The organism is Blautia sp. Marseille-P3087, from assembly GCF_900120195.1.
Taxonomy (GTDB): domain Bacteria; phylum Bacillota; class Clostridia; order Lachnospirales; family Lachnospiraceae; genus Blautia_A.
Window position 1 is genome coordinate 1,867,568 of sequence record NZ_LT635539.1, and the last position, 16,896, is coordinate 1,884,463.

Annotated in this window: 15 protein-coding genes and 1 pseudogene; 3 read left to right on the forward strand and 13 right to left on the reverse strand. The window is 42.6% G+C overall.

What is annotated here, in order from left to right:
- Window position 1: 1 nt before the first annotated feature.
- From BQ7344_RS08895 to BQ7344_RS08905, 3 genes and pseudogenes are all read right to left on the reverse strand, one after another.
- Window positions 2-1,474, reverse strand: a complete 1,473-nt coding sequence (locus BQ7344_RS08895) for an aminotransferase class I/II-fold pyridoxal phosphate-dependent enzyme (RefSeq protein WP_015541671.1) — start codon at window positions 1,472-1,474, stop codon at window positions 2-4.
- Window positions 1,475-2,040: 566 nt separating this feature from the next.
- On the reverse strand, window positions 2,041-2,664 hold the full coding sequence (locus BQ7344_RS08900; protein WP_255367538.1) for an Rpn family recombination-promoting nuclease/putative transposase: 624 nt from the start codon (window positions 2,662-2,664) through the stop codon (window positions 2,041-2,043).
- Window positions 2,665-2,876: 212 nt separating this feature from the next.
- Window positions 2,877-3,236, reverse strand: a pseudogene (locus BQ7344_RS08905) (bifunctional 4-hydroxy-2-oxoglutarate aldolase/2-dehydro-3-deoxy-phosphogluconate aldolase); the annotation flags it as partial.
- Between the two features lie 176 nt (window positions 3,237-3,412).
- Here BQ7344_RS08905 and BQ7344_RS08910 point away from each other — a divergent pair.
- A complete protein-coding gene (locus BQ7344_RS08910) occupies window positions 3,413-4,261 on the forward strand; it encodes a DegV family protein (protein WP_072522301.1) in 849 nt (282 codons plus the stop codon).
- Between the two features lie 24 nt (window positions 4,262-4,285).
- On the opposite strand, the gene BQ7344_RS08915 is transcribed toward BQ7344_RS08910, so the two are convergent.
- From BQ7344_RS08915 to BQ7344_RS08945, 7 genes are all read right to left on the reverse strand, one after another.
- Window positions 4,286-5,638, reverse strand: coding sequence for an MATE family efflux transporter (locus tag BQ7344_RS08915; protein ID WP_072522302.1), 1,353 nt, complete (start codon window positions 5,636-5,638; stop codon window positions 4,286-4,288).
- Window positions 5,628-6,080 (reverse strand): MarR family winged helix-turn-helix transcriptional regulator, encoded by a 453-nt coding sequence (locus BQ7344_RS08920; protein ID WP_072522303.1) that lies wholly within the window; start codon window positions 6,078-6,080, stop codon window positions 5,628-5,630. Before BQ7344_RS08920 ends, BQ7344_RS08915 begins: the two co-directional genes overlap by 11 nt.
- Before the next feature lie 254 nt (window positions 6,081-6,334).
- Window positions 6,335-7,402, reverse strand: coding sequence for an Rpn family recombination-promoting nuclease/putative transposase (locus BQ7344_RS08925; RefSeq protein ID WP_072522304.1), 1,068 nt, complete (start codon window positions 7,400-7,402; stop codon window positions 6,335-6,337).
- Window positions 7,403-7,617: 215 nt separating this feature from the next.
- Entirely contained in the window at window positions 7,618-8,505 is an 888-nt protein-coding gene (locus BQ7344_RS08930) for a putative ABC transporter permease (protein ID WP_072522305.1), read from the reverse strand.
- A gap of 189 nt (window positions 8,506-8,694) precedes the next feature.
- Window positions 8,695-9,537 carry a 4Fe-4S binding protein gene (locus BQ7344_RS08935; protein ID WP_072523402.1) on the reverse strand — a complete coding sequence of 281 codons (843 nt, stop codon included), beginning with the start codon at window positions 9,535-9,537 and terminating at the stop codon, window positions 8,695-8,697.
- 7 nt (window positions 9,538-9,544) lie between these two features.
- A complete protein-coding gene (locus BQ7344_RS08940) occupies window positions 9,545-9,697 on the reverse strand; it encodes a CD1871A family CXXC motif-containing protein (protein ID WP_015541666.1) in 153 nt (50 codons plus the stop codon).
- A 59-nt stretch (window positions 9,698-9,756) separates the two neighbouring features.
- A complete protein-coding gene (locus tag BQ7344_RS08945; protein WP_072522306.1) occupies window positions 9,757-10,932 on the reverse strand; it encodes a TlpA family protein disulfide reductase in 1,176 nt (391 codons plus the stop codon).
- A 278-nt stretch (window positions 10,933-11,210) separates the two neighbouring features.
- Here BQ7344_RS08945 and BQ7344_RS08950 point away from each other — a divergent pair, with 278 nt between their 5' ends.
- Window positions 11,211-11,888 carry a response regulator transcription factor gene (locus tag BQ7344_RS08950; RefSeq protein ID WP_015541664.1) on the forward strand — a complete coding sequence of 226 codons (678 nt, stop codon included), beginning with the start codon at window positions 11,211-11,213 and terminating at the stop codon, window positions 11,886-11,888.
- On the forward strand, window positions 11,885-13,060 hold the full coding sequence (locus BQ7344_RS08955) for a sensor histidine kinase (protein WP_072522307.1): 1,176 nt from the start codon (window positions 11,885-11,887) through the stop codon (window positions 13,058-13,060). The genes BQ7344_RS08950 and BQ7344_RS08955 overlap by 4 nt, the downstream gene beginning before the upstream one ends.
- A 50-nt stretch (window positions 13,061-13,110) precedes the next feature.
- Here the strand turns inward: BQ7344_RS08955 and BQ7344_RS08960 are convergent, their stop codons facing one another.
- From BQ7344_RS08960 to BQ7344_RS08970, 3 genes are all read right to left on the reverse strand, one after another.
- Window positions 13,111-14,319, reverse strand: a complete 1,209-nt coding sequence (locus tag BQ7344_RS08960) for a phosphopentomutase (RefSeq protein ID WP_072522308.1) — start codon at window positions 14,317-14,319, stop codon at window positions 13,111-13,113.
- A gap of 105 nt (window positions 14,320-14,424) precedes the next feature.
- Entirely contained in the window at window positions 14,425-15,126 is a 702-nt protein-coding gene (locus tag BQ7344_RS08965; RefSeq protein WP_072522309.1) for a response regulator, read from the reverse strand.
- Complete coding sequence (locus BQ7344_RS08970; RefSeq protein WP_083585518.1) at window positions 15,119-16,891, reverse strand: DUF4118 domain-containing protein; 1,773 nt, start codon at window positions 16,889-16,891, stop codon at window positions 15,119-15,121. The genes BQ7344_RS08965 and BQ7344_RS08970 overlap by 8 nt, the downstream gene beginning before the upstream one ends.
- Between the last annotated feature and the right edge of the window lie 5 nt (window positions 16,892-16,896).

The window sequence follows — 16,896 nt, forward strand, 5'->3', positions numbered from 1 at the left end:
GTCATTCCCTCCCTGTCAGAACATTCAGTCTCAAAATATCAGGATCTTCAGGTCCCGTCATGTTACAGCCCTTTGCTTTGGCATATTCAATATAATCCAGGATCTCTGCTGTGATACGTTCCCCCGGTGCAAGAATCGGAATTCCAGGCGGATAGCACATCACAAATTCACTGCAGACCTTACCCTCGGTTTCACGAAGCGGCAGACTGCATTTATCCGCATAAAAAGCATCCTGCGGGCTGGTCACTACCTGAGGATCAATATATTCCTGACTCAGAAGTCCTGAACCATCTGTCTGAAAACGTCTGCGGATCTCTGCGAGCGCACTCACAAGCCGCTCTACTTCCTGTGCACGGTCTCCTATGGAAAGGTAGGCAAGAATATTACCGATATCTCCAAACTCTATCTGAATATCATATTCGTCACGCAGAATATCATACACTTCGATTCCTGCAAGTCCGATATCCAGCGTATGTACGCTTAATTTAGTTATATCAAAATCAAAAACAGAGTTTCCGTTTACCAGTTCTTTGCCAAACGCATAATAACCGCCGATCGCATTGATTTCCTCTCTGGCATATTCTGCCATATCTGCTACCTGATGAAAGATCTGACGGCCGCGCTGTGCAAGGTTTCTTCTTGAGATATCAAGGCTTGACATCAGAAGGTAGCTTCCTGAGGTCGTCTGTGTCAGATTGATGATCTGGCGCACATAGCCGGCATGTACATCCGGACCTGTAAGAAGAAGGCTTGACTGTGTAAGACTTCCTCCACTCTTATGCATGGACACAGCTGCCATATCTGCACCTGCTGCCATAGCAGAGACAGGAAGACCTCCTCCAAAATAAAAATGCGTTCCATGTGCCTCATCTGCCAGACAAAGCATTCCTGCATCATGAGCCATCTTAACGATCGCACGCAGGTCACTGCATATTCCGTAATAAGTCGGATTGTTTACCAGTACTGCAACTGCCTTTGGATGTTCTTTTATCGCTTTCTCCACCTGTTCCCTTTTCATTCCAAGGGAGATTCCAAGCCGCTGATCTACTTCCGGGTTTACATAAACAGGAATCGCACCACACAAAACAAGTGCATTCAAAACACTCCTGTGAACGTTACGTGGCAGTATGATCTCATCTCCACGTTTGCAGGCAGTCAGGACCATCGTCTGAACAGAACTTGTCGTGCCTCCTACCATCAGAAATGCATGTGCTGCTCCAAAGGCATCTGCTGCCAGTTCTTCTGCCTCCCGTATTACAGATACCGGATGACAGAGATTATCCAGTGGCTTCATACTGTTAACATCAACACCTACACATTTTTGTCCCAGAAATTCTGTCAGCTCCGGATTGCCTCTTCCGCGCTTATGGCCAGGTACATCAAATGGTACAACCCTCATACGACGGAAAGTCTCCAGAGCTTCATGTATCGGTGCATGATTCTGATTTAATTTAAAACGACTTCCTTTCATCATTCCTCCAATTCCAGTTTCCTTTGTATCACCCCTTAATATACATTCCACAGACTGAATAAAAAAACGCAGATCAGGGCACTAAGCCACAAACCTGCGTTTGATCTGTATTCGCATGCGTATCAGAGTCTATATAGCAATCATACTTTTACTACTCTTATTGATCGTTTCACAAGTCTGCGCTTCTGACGCATCTCGGTTATCAAAGGAACCTACTTATAAAATTTGAGCTTTTAACTCAATCAATAAGGTAACCAAAGTTACCATAATCGGCAGTGGACCCGGCTGTCCGTATGGCCTTAACCCTGACGGGTGGTCCCAAACAATTGCTTTGAAAAGACTCTGTCTGTTACTCTGCATCTTCGTCTCTCAAAATTGACCTAATCATATCATGTTGAAAAAAAACTGTCAAGTTCCGCTTCATCCTCAACATGTGGAATCAAAAATCCCTATAACGTAAAAATGTCGTCTCACCATCCTTAGACAGTAAAACGACATTTTCTTACTTACATCTTTTGATTTGGTTTGTTTCCATTTTTAGCTTTATTAAATGATACGGTATTTCTATATTACTTCTGTTCCTGACTCTTTAACAGCTTCCTGAGACGCTGAATTTCCTCTTCAAGCGCATTTGCTCGCTCTTCTGCCTCAATCTTTAACTGTTTTTCCTCATCCGCGCGCTGTTTCTCTTCATCCGCGCGTTGCTTCTCTTCATCCGCGCGTTGCTTCTCTTCATCCGCGCGTTGTCTTTCAGCCTCTGCACGCTGTTTCTCTCTCGCAGTATTTCTTTTTTGAGCCCCTATGTCTATTTCTTCCATATTCTCAAACAAATATCCCATACCACGACCTCCTATTCCACCCATTAGCTCCCGGGCATTCTCACTTGGTACTTTCATTTTCATTAGTAAAGACCACAGTATCTTTTTATAAATTTCCTTTATTTCGTCTGGTGCATTCACATAAATAGAATCCACCATTGTTTCGGAGACTTTTTGAAATTCCTTAGTATCCTCCGAAGACTGTATTTTATTAATCAGCATTACCAAAGACATTTCATCATGTTTCTTGCTGAGCTCCTCATTCGTATATTTATTCAAACTCACTACCTGGTATGTAAAATCTGGTATATACTCGATCATTTCCTCAGAAAAATCAATTCTGTCTTTCAAATGCAGTCCCGCTGTCCACTCGATATTTGTAACTGTTCAGTTCCCTCGCGGGATACTGCCTGCTGAATAGTTACAGATATTTACATTTTTATTGTAACATGTTGATTTTGATGGAACAACTGAAAACTTTCTAAAATACAAAAACTATCGCTCAATTCCCTGCTCTTGTCGCATCCTCGCGGAGCGTTTTTCTGAATATGAATATGTATATTAACTCCGATTATTTTCGGATAGAAGCAGGAAAGATACTCTTCAAGATTTTTTGCATTGATTCCGCCTGTCGGCATAAACTTAAGTCCTCTTTTAACTGCCTGAGCAACCTCAGATGGTGAAACACATCCCGGGTAAACAGGGATTTCTTTTTTCAGACAGTAGTCTACAATCTCCGGATCAAATCCAGGGCTAACTATGAACTTGGCACCTGCTGCTGCAGCTGCATCAACCTGTTCCTTAGTGAGAACAGTTCCTGCTCCTACAAGCATATCCGGAAACTGCTCTGCCATAAGACGGATAGATTCTTCCGCTGCCTCAGTACGAAATGTAACTTCTGCACATGGAAGTCCACCTTCAACAAGTGCCTTTGCAAGCGGAACTGCATACAGCTCAGCAAAACCCTAAATGTCTGAGTCAATAGAGTTCTTTTATGGCACACAAATTTGGATTTCCATGTGAATTTGTGATATGATTACAGATATACAAAAGAGATATGCGTGAATACGCAAAAACTGTTATACCTTGTCAACGGAATAAATACAGAAAGGACCTATCTCATATGGTAAAGATTATTTCAGACAGCACCTGCGACCTCTCTCCTGAGCTGATTGCAAAATATGATATCGACATCCTGCCGCTCCACATTCTTCTCGGCGAGGACGAATATGAAGATGGCAGAAACATTACGCCGCAGCAGATCTATGACTGGTCTGATGCACACAAAACAACGCCCAAAACATCAGCCCCGTCTCTGGCTGAAGCCATTGATCTTTTTCGCCCATATATAGAAGAAAAACGTGAAATCGTCTGTTTTTCCATTTCCGGCAGCATGTCCACTTCCGGAAATGTCATGCGCCTTGCGGCTGAAGAATTAGAAGCATCTGATCTTGTTACGGTCGTTGATTCGGCAAACCTCTCTACCGGAATTGGGCTTCTCGTCATAGAGGCAGCAATTATGGCCGAAAAAGGACAGTCCGCAGCCGAAATCGCAGCTACAATAGCATCTTTAAAACCCAATATCCGCGCAAGCTTTGTCGTCGATACACTTACTTATCTGTACCGCGGTGGCCGATGCAACGCTGTTTCTGCCATGGCAGGCGGAGTTCTGAGACTCCACCCGAAAATCGTCGTCGAAAACGGTGCCATGGACGCGTCCAAAAAATATCGTGGCAAAATACATTCTGTCATTATGTCCTATGTAAAAGACATGGAAGAGGATTTAAAATCAGCAAGACCTGAGCGCGTATTTATCACACATTCCGGCTGTGACCGCACCACCGTTGATGCCGTCCGCTCCTACCTGGAAAGTCTCGGGATCTTCCATGAAATATTAGAAACCAGGGCCGGCGGTGTTGTTTCCAGCCACTGCGGTCCTGGTACACTTGGTGTTCTGTTTATTGCAAAATAAACGATTACACCGGATGCGGTCTGCTTAAGACAGGATTGACTTCCGCTGTTCAGTCTGATTCAGATATATAAAGAATCCTACGTTCAGGACGATTCCCACAGTCGTTGCCACCGGAGCAGCCAGACCGATCTTTGTCAGGCTTGCGTTCGGCTGGATACTCATAAAGTATGCAAGCGGCAGACGTACCAGAAGTGTCTGGATCAGGCCCTGCGTCATAACCCAGACAGTCTTGTTATTTCCATTGAAATAACCAACCATACTGAATAGGATCGCTGTCACAAGTGTCTCCGGTGCAAAACCTTTCAGATATGCAAATCCATTCTGGATAACCGCTGCATCTGTAGAAAAAGCACTGCACAATACATCACCTTTAAACAGAACCAGTACAAATACCACACAGCCGACAGCCAGACCCACACCGATTCCTGTAAACATAGACTGTTTCGCACGTTTTTTCTTGCCTGCACCTATATTCTGGGAAACGAAAGATGCCATTGACTGCATCAGTGAACTCGGTACGAGCATTGCAAAGTTAACAATTTTACATGCAACTCCGTAACCGGACGAAGCTTCCAGTCCAAGTCGGTTGACAAATGCACAGAGTGCCAGGAAAGAAATCTGTGTCAGAAATTCCTGCAGTGCAAGCGGAAGACCGATCTTCAGGAATTTCCGGCACTGTGGGTTCAGGCGAAACTCCTTCTTTGTGATCGCAAACGGAAGATCTTTTTTCAGCAAAAGCATTACTGCAAATACTACGCTGAGCGCCTGTGCGGTAACTGTTGCGATCGCAGCTCCTGCTGCATCCATGTGAAGACCGGCTACCAGTACCAGGTCGCCGATAATATTTACGATACATGCCACCAGTACAAAAAGAAGCGGTGATTTACTGTCTCCCAGTCCACGGAAGATTGCAGACAACAGGTTGTACGCTACAATAAAGAAAATACCTGCACCGCAGATTCTTACATAACTTGCAGTCAGATCTACAGCCTCCGCCGGTGCCTGCATCAGAACGGAAATAGGACGGGCAAATCCAACCATCGCAATAAACAGCACGACAGACATCATGGTAAATACCACTGTTCCACCACCAATGACAGCCCCGATCCTTTCCGGTCTTTTTTCACCGAGATAGCGAGCGATCAAAACGGTGATACCCATTGCGAACTGAATTACTACAAATGTCACCAGATTCAGTACCTGGCTTCCGGTGGAAACCGCAGAAAGTCCGGATGTGGAACCAAATCTTCCTACAACCAGCAAGTCGACTGCGCCGTATGCCGCCTGCAGAATCAACGCCCCGAGAACCGGCATCATAAAGGCGACCAATTTCTTCAGTATATTTCCCTGTGTAAAATCAGCTTTATCATTTGTCATGATGACTCCTCCTCTCGCACATGATCTGATAAAATTTTTCAATCGTGCGGATCATACAGTCTGCATCTTCTTCTGAAATGTCACTCAGATCTGCAGACAGTTCACCGAAATATTTTTCATCATACTTACAAAACAGCTTCCAGCCCTCTTCTGTGATAGATATGTAAGTGACGCGTCCGTCATCCGGGGATGCAATCTTGCTAAGATAACCTTTTTTCTCCATCTCTTTTACCGTTCTGGTGACTCCCGGCCTTGGGAGATTCATTACATCGCTGATATCAGACACTTTTACACGAATGTCTTTTTTTTCCAGTTTCTGGATTGCATCCAGATATTGAATATAAGACGGCATCACCCCTTCCGGCAGAGGCGGCAGCATCTCCCGGATCCGCTTCGCCTGATAACATGCATCAAGCATTTCTTTGATTTTTTTGGTTGTCATAATATATGCCTCCATATAATTATCATTGTTAATTACCTTTGATAATTATATAGGAAACTGAGGATTTGTCAAGAAGTATCGCATCCTCGCGGAGCATTTTTATGTAATAGGAACATTACGAAGTAATTTCCTATTACATAAAAAATATCGTTTTACCATCATTTAGACAGTAAAACGATATTTTCTTACTTACATCTTTTGATTTGACTTGCTTCCATTTTTAACTTTATTGATATGTTACGGTATTCTATATGTTACTTCTGTCCCTGAATCTCTAACCGCTTCCTGAGTCGCTGAAGTTCCTCCTCTAGTGCATCCGCTCGCTGCTTCTCTTCATCCGCTCGCTGCTTCTCTTCTTCTGCCCGCTGCTTCTCTTCATCCGCTCGCTGCTTCTCTTCTTCTGCCCGCTGCTTCTCTTCTTCTGCCCGCTGCCTTGTTAAGGCAACCTTCCTTTTTAGAGCCCCAATATCTATTTCGTCCATATTCTCAAACAGATATCCCATACCATGACCTCCAATCTCGCCTATAATATTGCTGGCCTCCTCATTCGATACTTTTAATTTCATTAGTAATGACCATAATATTTTCTTATATATCTCTTTTATCTCATCCGGTGCATTTCCATAAGTGGAATCTACCATTTCCTCCGAGACCTTTCTAAACTCCGAAAGATCTTCCTCCGTCTGTATCTTATTAATCAGCATCACCAATGACATTTCATCATGTTTTTCGCTGAGTTCTTCATTTGTATATTGTCTCACACTCACTACCTGATATGTAAAATCCGGAATATATTTTTCCATTTCTTCTGAAAATTCAATGCGGTCTTTCAGGTTCAAATCTGCAGTCCATTTCCGTTTTCCCTCATAATATACAATTGGAATAATCAGAGGATAACGAAAATTTTTACGTCGGCTGCTTCCTTCCTGGATTTTATTCTGAGTCGCTTTATATTCCTGCCAGATTACACACATGTACCGAAGCAACTGCATCGCCACATCATAATCAATATCACTCTTGTGCTCAATCAATGACAATACATAAACTTCTCTTTCTATTGTGCCATCTGCTTTGCGGATATATACCTTTTTGATCGTATCCGACTCAAATTCCACCCCCAGAAATGCCTGATATTTTTCCGATACATCCTCAATATCCTCCGGCATCACATTCGCCAGCAGCGGAATATCTGTATAATTTCTCAGAAACTGACTTGTCAGCCTGTTATTCTTAAATATCTCCCGGCTGTTTGCATTTCTCACATGCATTTCCGGCTGGTAGCTCGCGTTCTTTTCTCTTTTGTCCTGTGATGCTTTTTCCATTTTGCCTCCTCGCTGGAAACAAATCACAGATCAAAAGATATTTGCTCTTTTATTGTAGCATGGAGATTTTAAAGGAACAACTTAAATAAAAAAAATTTTTCGCATACCAGGCTTCCCTCCATGGCGGTTACCTGCACTGCACACTCCGAACAGAACAGGATCATAATCAGCAGGGAATCTTCACTTGTCGCAATAGCGAAGCGTTCTGTTAATATTTATTTCAGTTTCTTCTTCAGTTCCTGAATCAGTTCAAAGTAATCTCTGTGTCTCATCTCAGGGAATGCTTTGATGAGTCGTCCCTGTCCAAATACAGTGTGGTTTGTGATAGAACTGGACAGCTCATCAAACTGTGCCTGAAGTTCTGCTTTTTTCATTCGAAGCATTTCGATTGACTTATCTTTCTGCGCTATTGTAGCATCACGGAGCTCTGCTTTTGCAAGTGTAACCTGCACTTTACCCTCACCGACTTTCTGAGCAGTGTCGATCGTGGTCGTCGCCAGTGTGTTGCTGAGTTTGTCACTTACAATTCTCATATCGGAGCTGACTTTATCCAGTCTGGTAAGCTTCTTGTTCAGTCCGCGGATCGTTGCTACAGTCACTACAAAATCCGCAAAATATGCCGCATACAAAATTGCTATCACAACCCATTCCCAGGTTGCCGGTATATGTGATGCCTGATTCTCCACATACTTCTGGAAAACTTTTACGACCATCACGATTGCAAGTCCCCAGATCAGCGAAAACTCCAGACAGATATACCCGTGAAAATTCAGCGGCTTATCTGAATAATCCCACCATCTTGCATGAAAGCATACGTCAAGCAGCCATCCGGCGATCAGCTCTACCAAAGTAGCCAGGACAAATCCAAAGACAAAGATCATTCCTTCACTCATCACATGTCCGCCGCTCTGAATCGTATTGAGCAAAGCAAAAACGGACAGTACTCCGAAACCATACACCGGGCAGACCGGACCATTCAGAAAACCTCGGTTTATCACCTTTCCAAGTGCAACCGCATGAAAGATAACTTCAACAACCCATCCTCCAAAAGAATAAAACAAAAAATACAAACATATCTGAAAATATGTCATTCCACAAATCATTATCTATACCCTCCTCCATCTTTCCTTTTTGATATAAGTAAATTTATTATACCAGACACGCCAATATTTACCTATACAAATCTTATGAAATATTTCGTCACGTTTTTACGTTATTGGAACATTACGGGGTAATGTCCTATTACATAAAAATACCGCCAGTTAGCTCCAGGCTATCTGACGGCATTAATATTATCTCTTTACCCCACACTGAATCGCCTGTGTCGGGCAGGCTTTCTTACATCTTCCACAACGGATGCACTCTGCACTGTTCGGGTTTTCCACAGGGTTGACTTCCATCTGACATGCTTTTGCACATTTTCCACAGTGAATGCACTTCTCCTCGTCTACACGATAACGAAAAACAGATACTTTATTGAATATAGAATAAAATGCTCCCAGTGGACAGATATATTTACAAAACGGCCGGTAAATAAGAATTGCCAAAATGATCATAATCACCAGAATCACATTTTTCCATATGTAAAGCCATCCGACTGCACTGCGCATGGACTTATTCAACAATACAAGCGGAAGACCACCTTCCAGTGTTCCTGCCGGGCAGATCAGTTTGCAGAAATACGGTGCGCCCTGTCCCATGATATCTACCACAAACATCGGCAATAAAATTACAAATATAAGAAAAATTACATATTTCAGCTTGCGAAGCAGTTTGTCTCCGCGAAATGTCCTGATTTTTTTCGGAAACGGAATCTTATTGAGCAGATCCTGAATCAGTCCAAACGGACACAGGAATCCGCAGACCAGCCTGCCCAGCAATGCTCCCACAAAAATCAGAAATCCGACCACATAATATGCCATTTTGAAATTCCAGCTTCCAATTACCGCCTGAAGAGAACCAATCGGACAGGCGCCTGTCGCACCGGGACAGGAATAACAGTTCAGCCCCGGAACACAGACATTTTTCAGCTTTCCGGTATAGATCTTGCCGGTCACAAAACCAGACAGATGACTGTTAGTCAGCAGTGCCCACAATGCCTGGATTCCATGTCGCGGCCATTCGTTTATTTTCATTTTTTTATTATCCAATTCCAATACACTCCATGCAGATATTAATTGCTTTTGTAAAAACTACGGACATCTCGCCTCTGTAGATTCCAAAGATCATCAGAAGGATTCCAAGAATTGCCAAAACAACTCCTGCCCATTTTGTTTCTGTTATTTTTTTTATCATAGTTATCTTTTATCTTTCTGCCGGAAACCGGCATTGCTGGTTATCACAACTATACTCTTTTATTTTGAAACATTCGCAAGCTCTTTTTCTACGATTTTCTTCCACTCATCCAGGCTATGGCTTCCGGAATATGTTTCTCCTACAATATTTCCATCTTTGTCAACAAAGAAGGTTTCCGGGAAAGCAGAGATGCCATTCAGACGTCCATTCATCATTGTTGAATCCGGAATCAGGAAAGGATAAGAAGCTTTTGTCTTTTCCTGAAGAACACCAGCTTTTTTCACGGTAGCATCATCCTGTTTTCCGTCATCTCCTACTGTATCAAGAACCACACCAACAACTCCTACTCCCTTGTCTTTCATCTCCTCATAGAGTTTTTCCAGTTCCGGAATCTCATTGACGCATGGAGAACACCAGGTAGTAAAAATATTGACCAGAGTCAGGTCATAATCGCTAAATACTTTTTCTGTATAGTCTTTTCCGTCAACACCCTTTGTCTCAAATTTACCCACAGTTGTAGAATCACCTGCATTGCTGGTATCCTGTGGCTGATCAAATGCGGAAAGCTGCTGGAATGGTGTCATCTCTGTGAGTGTCACATCAATTTCTTCCACTTCTTTTTTCAGGGATTCATCTGCATCTTTATTAGTGCTCAGATAATATTTATACTTTCCATCACTGCTGCTTCCGATTTCTTTGTGTTCTGTACAGCCTGTGATCTCATCCAGTTCTTTCTCAGAATCTTCGTCATAGATTCCAATCACTCCAATTTTTGCAAGACTATTGCACCAGTCATCATACGCTGTTCCAAGCTTGTCAACCTCTGCCTCTTTCTGCTCCTCGGTCATTTCGCTCCAGCTTATATATGCATATTTAATTGCATCTGCAGTGTCATTCCATCCTTCATTTGAGATCATCGCAATAGTCTGCGCTTTTATCTGTTTAAGCAGTTCCTCTGGAAGTTTCATGTTAAGTCCAAGGAATGGATACTCATAAGAATCCTGTGCCTGCACAGTTGTCTCAGATGGTTTGAAAGTACCCTGTATAAAATCAGACGGGATTGCATCCCCCTCTGCAGCAACTGCATCATCATCAACTACCATTCCGGCCTGGTCTGCCGGAACCGCCATTGCTTCTGTACTTTCTGCTGCCATTACGGATACTCCTCCAAAGGTGGATGCTCCTAATACTGCAGCTGCCATAAGTGCTGTTATTTTTTTCATTCTGAATTTCATGATATATATCTCCCTTCAATTGATTTCGTTTGCATTTTACAGCGTGAGCTGTGCTCACTGCGATTACTATAGACAAAACTATACCATACTGTACATAAAATTGGTGTTAAGAAAACACGAAAATGAATTTTTTTAATCAAAATGCCGATTTCATTGAAATATGTGATTTTTTTACAGGAATTTTATGTCCAACATGATATGATAGTATCAGACAGAATTATCGAAATACCTGATACAAAACAATTCTCAGGTACTACCACTTAAAAAGGAGAACTTACATGCATATATTAATTATAGAAGATGAAGAACAGCTCTGCTGCTCCATTGCAGAGGGTCTTCGCATGAATGGATACGAAACAGATACCTGTTTTGATGGAAACGAAGGACTGGAATTATGTATGACAGAAAGTTACGATCTGATTCTTCTGGACCTGAATCTTCCGGGAACAGACGGTCTTGACATTCTGCAGCAATTCCGTACATCTGACAGCACCACACCGGTTCTGATTCTTTCCGCGCGTGGACAGATTCAGGACAAAGTAGAGGGACTGGATCTTGGCGCCAATGATTACCTCACCAAACCTTTTCACTTTGAAGAACTGGAAGCCAGAATCCGCAGTCTCACCCGTAGAAAATTTATTCAGGAAGACATCTGTCTGAAATGTGGCCGCATCATTTTTGATACACGCACACGGAAAGCCAGTGTAGATGATGCGACTCTTTCCCTTACCCGAAAAGAAAGTGCACTTCTGGAATATTTCCTGCTCCATCAGGGTCGTATCATCAGCCCCGAGGAAATGATCGAACATCTCTGGGACGGAAGTGTTAACAGTTTCAGTAATTCAATCCGCGTCCACATTTCTTCTCTGCGCAAAAAACTTCGTGCTGCACTGGGCTTTGATCCGATTCAGAATAAAATCGGACAGGGATATATTCTGATGGAGGAAATATCATGAAAAATTTTTCCAGAAAACTCTCCCTGCAATGGCGTCTGACACTGATCACCGCTCTGCTTGTAACAATCACCTGCATACTGATGTACTTTTTTATCAGTCAGTCCGCAGTTACCGGTATGGACCACCTGCAAAATTATATCGTACAAATTAATAAAACCGATTCTTCACCAATTACTTTTAACATAGATCCAACTATCTTGTTTCCTGATCTCACAGAACAGGTAACAACGACCAAACATCTTTTTCAGATTCGAAGCCTCATTGCCACAATACTTATCATTCTGCTGAGCAGTGCCTGCACATATTTTGTCAGCCGCCGGGCATTAAAACCATTGCACAGTCTCAGCACAAAAGTTGAAAAAATCCAGGCACAAAACCTCTCCGAACCACTTGAAGTACCGGACAGTAACGATGAAATCTCGAAGCTGACACTTTCTTTTAACGAAATGCTTTCCCGTCTGAATGACGCCTTTACAGCACAGAAACAGTTTTCTGCCAGTGCCGCGCATGAGCTTCGTACACCCCTTGCGGTCATGCAGACAAATCTGGAAGTTTTTTCCCGCAAGAAAGAGCCCTCCGCTGATGAATATCAGAAGCTTTTTTCCATGATTCAGGAACAGACCGGACGACTCTCCCATCTGGCAGAAATACTTCTCGATATGACCGGGATACAGACGATTGAACGTTCTGAAACAATCTCGCTGGCAGAGCTTACAGATGAAGTTCTCTGCGACCTGACTTCAATTGCTGAGCAAAAACAAATTAAGCTGATTCAGGAGGATGGAGACTGTACCATCACCGGAAGTTATCTTCTTCTCTACCGTGCTGTGTATAATCTTGTGGAAAATGCAATTAAATACAACCATCCCGGTGGAAAAGTAACGGTAAACATCCAGCAGAAAAATTTCCTTCTGAACCCCGCCACCCCTCCTGTTCCGGCAGACTGCGCCCTCGTTGAAGTATCTGACACCGGGATCGGAATTTCTCCGGAATATCAGGAAAAAATTTTCACCCCGTTTTTCCGTGTAGACAAATCCCGAAGCCGCGCTATGGGCGGCGCCGGACTTGGGCTCGCGCTCGTAAATGAAATTGCCAGACAGCATGGTGGCGAAGTAAAAGTCCTGAAAAGCAATAAAAACGGCAGCACGATTGCCCTCATACTGCCACTGTAAAGCATCAGGCACAAACCACTGTTTTATGTGATCTGTGCCTGTATTGATTTTCAATCTAAAATTTCTTTCATCGGTGTGCCGATCGTTCCTTCCGGCATCGCAACTCCGAAATTTGATGCAATCGTCGCGCCGATATCAGCAAAGGAATCAGACTCCGGCAGATTTCCGCTTATTTTCAGTTTCGGCGAATACAGAAGAAGCGGTACATATTCTCTTGTGTGGTCGGTTCCTGTATAAGTCGGGTCATTTCCATGATCCGCAGTGATCATCAAAAGATCATCATCCCTGAGAACTTTCAGAAACTCACCTAATTTCACATCAAAACGCTCAAGCTCTGCCGCATATCCTTCCGGGTTTCTGCGATGTCCCCAAAGCGCATCAAAATCAACAAGATTTGTAAAACAAAGTCCTGTAAAATCCGTCTTTGCATAATCAATCGTCTGATCCATTCCGTTAACAGAGCTTACGGAATGCACGGAATCTGTGATTCCTTCACCATCAAAAATATCATGGATCTTACCGACTGCCAGCACATCATAACCGTTTTCTTTCAACGCATCCATTGCTGTTTTATTTGTCGGTTTTAATGCATAATCATGGCGGTTGCTGGTTCGCTTGAAATTCTCCGGTGAATCACCGACATACGGCCTTGCAATTACGCGACCTACTCGCCATTCCTCTTTGAGCGTCAGCTTTCTCGCGATCTCACAGCAACGATACAGATTTGCCAGATCAAATGTCTTTTCATTTCCGCAGATCTGCAATACAGAATCTGCAGAAGTATAAACGATCATCGCATTTTCCTGCATCTCCTGCATACCAAGTTCTTTAATGATCTCTGTTCCACTTGCGCTTTTATTTCCGATAACCTTTTTGCCACACTGCTTCTCAAGCTCGTCGATCAGTTCCTGCGGAAAACCGGTTTCCGTAAATGTCTTAAACGGTTTTGTCGTATGGATACCCATCATTTCCCAGTGTCCGGTCATCGTATCCTTGCCATTGCTCTGCTCTTTCATTCGCTTGTAGCAGCCCAGCGGTTTCTCAACAGGATGAATACCTTCCATTGCTTTCAGGTTTGCCAGACCCAGACTCCGTAGATGAGGCATCTTATCCTCATGCAGATATTTGCCCAGATGACCGAGCGTATCTGCGCCTTCATCTCCAAACTTCGCTGCGTCCGGCATATATCCCATGCCGACCGAATCCAGCACAATTACAAATATTCTCTGATATTTCACTTTATCGTTTACCTTTGTCATATGGAACTCACCTGCTTTCATTATGTTATGATAATTATACCCCGATGACCATAGAATTACAATTACATCGACAGGCTGCTCCTGTTTCTTTTCGCTAATTATTTTTTATTCTATCCGCAGCATCCGATAGCCTATTCCAACATGAGTCTGTATATATGAGACATCACTCTTTTCTGTTTCCAGTTTCTTTCTCAAAGTCGCCATAAACACACGAAGAGAAGCTACATCACTCTCTGCGCTTCTGTTCCAGATCTGCTGCGTGATATATGTATGCGTCAGTACCTTACCTACATTACGCGACAAAAGGCACAAAAGTTTATATTCAATAGGGGTCAGATGCAGTTCTTCACCTCTCAGATAAGTACAACCGGCCGTATAATCAATTTTCAGTTCACCATTGGTAAAAGTCGATTCTTCCTGCATCTCGCCTGTCTGGAGCAGTGCAAGTCGTCTCTGCGTGACGCGTATCCGTGCAAGAAGTTCCTCGACTGAAAATGGTTTCGTTATATAATCATCTGCGCCTGCATCCAGCGCTTCTATCTTATCTGTGTCTTCGTTTCTTGCACTTATAACAATAATCGGCATATTTGACCACATTCTGATTCTTTTGATCACTTCCACTCCCTCTATATCCGGCAAGCCCAGGTCCAGCAAAACAATATCCGGATTATGTGAGGAGGCCTCCAGAATGGCAGAGGTACCATTCTCTGCTTCCAGATATTTATAATCATGTGTCTTTAATGCTGTTATGATCAGGTTTCGTATCGGACGATCATCTTCAACAACCAGAATCGAATTTTTATTCATTTAATATCACCTCACTTAATGGCAGAGTAAACGTAAAAATACATCCTCTCGGAATATTATCTGTCAGCATCAGAGTTCCCCCGTGTGCTTCAATAATTGACCGACAAAGGGCAAGGCCAAGGCCAAGACTTCGATGACTGTCAGCGATTGTATTATTGCCTGTATAGAACATTTCAAATATATGCGGTTTTACTTCATCTGAAATACCCGGTCCGTTATCAGCTACACTGATCTGTGCTTTACCGTCCTTCTTTATTCCTCTGATGCATATCTTTGAGCCCGGCAGTGTATATTTTATTGCATTATCAATCAGATTTACAAGAACCTGGATTATAAGCCGCACATCCATATATACGAGAATAAATTCTTCACATTCTACGTCAATCTGATAATCCTCATGTTTTCGGCTGATGTGGCGCAATGATTCTGTAATGACTTCGTCCAGAAGCTGATCTGTAAATTTAATCTTTAATCTTCCATCATTCAGCCTCGTGATAGAAAGCAGATTTTCCACAACATCAATCAGCCAGTCTGCATCATCATAAATATCTGAATAAATTTGACGTTTTGTTGCCTCATCCAGACAGCTTCCATTGTTTAACAGCATATCTGCATTTCCGGATATCGAACAAAGAGGTGTTCGAAGATCATGTGAAATCGCACGCAAAAGATCCGCACGAAGCTGTTCATTTTTAGCAAATACTGCATTTTTTTCTTTTTCTATTGCATTATGTGAATTTTCCATCGTAAGTGCACATTCATTAAGAACAGAAATCAGAATGCTGTTCTCATAAGAATCCAGTTTTTTCTTCTGCAATGGAATTCCAATTACACCATATACATTGTCTCCACTTTTAATAACAAAGTATAAACATCTGGCACTGCTGAAATGATTCGTTGTTGCACCTGCATTCTGCCTATTCTCATATGCCCACCTGGCTACATACTGTTCTTCTGATGTCAGAAGTTCTCCCTGCCTTCCACTTTCGTCATTATGAAAAAACAGACTGCCGCCGGACAGTTCTCCGTTTTCTTCAATATACGCAACAATATTACAGTTTAACAGACGCACCAGTTGTTTACAGGTAACACAAAGGATATCTCTTCTGTCTTTTACCTGTTGGAGTAGACGGTTTGTATCAAATAAAATCTGTGTGCAAAAAGCCTGCTGTGCCGATAACCTTGCATGCTCTTTTAGTTTTGCCGCAAGTGTTCCTGTCAGTACGGATGAGATAAGCATGATCAGAAATGTCACAGGATAACCAACTGCATATGTCTGAAATGACATTCTTGGTTCTGTAAGAAAAAAGCAAAAAAGAACGACACTTAAAAACGAACCGGCCAGACTGCAAAGATATCCATCTGTTAAAATTGAGGTGAGCAATACTCCAAGGATATATATGGTAACTATATTCGCATCTGTGAAATACAGTTTCTGAAATATCAGTCCAATCAGTGTACAGCCAATAAATATTGAAACTGTCAGAATATAATCTTTTACTGATGGTGTTTCAATATGGAGCTTAAACTTCTGCTTCTGACCGGTTTCCGGCATAACTGTACCCGGAATAACATGCATGTATGCATTCTTTTTTCTTCCTTTTGAACTCATCTCGACTTTTTTTAATAACTGCAGATTTGAACGTTCATCAGAAAGTTCTTTTCGGCTTTCCTTAATAAAGCATCCCAGTTTTGACACCATAAAAAGTCCCAGTCCAAATATTACACATACAATCAATATCAGAGTTCCCTTTTCCATTATCATCACCC

Coding starts and splice junctions, on each gene's coding strand:
- BQ7344_RS08895 (WP_015541671.1), bottom strand. CDS start 1,474: ATGATGAAAGGAAGTCGTTTTAAATTAAATCAGAATCATGCACCGATA.
- BQ7344_RS08910 (WP_072522301.1), top strand. CDS start 3,413: ATGGTAAAGATTATTTCAGACAGCACCTGCGACCTCTCTCCTGAGCTG.
- BQ7344_RS08915 (WP_072522302.1), bottom strand. CDS start 5,638: ATGACAAATGATAAAGCTGATTTTACACAGGGAAATATACTGAAGAAA.
- BQ7344_RS08920 (WP_072522303.1), bottom strand. CDS start 6,080: ATGACAACCAAAAAAATCAAAGAAATGCTTGATGCATGTTATCAGGCG.
- BQ7344_RS08925 (WP_072522304.1), bottom strand. CDS start 7,402: ATGGAAAAAGCATCACAGGACAAAAGAGAAAAGAACGCGAGCTACCAG.
- BQ7344_RS08930 (WP_072522305.1), bottom strand. CDS start 8,505: ATGATTTGTGGAATGACATATTTTCAGATATGTTTGTATTTTTTGTTT.
- BQ7344_RS08935 (WP_072523402.1), bottom strand. CDS start 9,537: ATGAAAATAAACGAATGGCCGCGACATGGAATCCAGGCATTGTGGGCA.
- BQ7344_RS08940 (WP_015541666.1), bottom strand. CDS start 9,697: ATGATAAAAAAAATAACAGAAACAAAATGGGCAGGAGTTGTTTTGGCA.
- BQ7344_RS08945 (WP_072522306.1), bottom strand. CDS start 10,932: ATGAAATTCAGAATGAAAAAAATAACAGCACTTATGGCAGCTGCAGTA.
- BQ7344_RS08950 (WP_015541664.1), top strand. CDS start 11,211: ATGCATATATTAATTATAGAAGATGAAGAACAGCTCTGCTGCTCCATT.
- BQ7344_RS08955 (WP_072522307.1), top strand. CDS start 11,885: ATGAAAAATTTTTCCAGAAAACTCTCCCTGCAATGGCGTCTGACACTG.
- BQ7344_RS08960 (WP_072522308.1), bottom strand. CDS start 14,319: ATGACAAAGGTAAACGATAAAGTGAAATATCAGAGAATATTTGTAATT.
- BQ7344_RS08965 (WP_072522309.1), bottom strand. CDS start 15,126: ATGAATAAAAATTCGATTCTGGTTGTTGAAGATGATCGTCCGATACGA.
- BQ7344_RS08970 (WP_083585518.1), bottom strand. CDS start 16,891: ATGATAATGGAAAAGGGAACTCTGATATTGATTGTATGTGTAATATTT.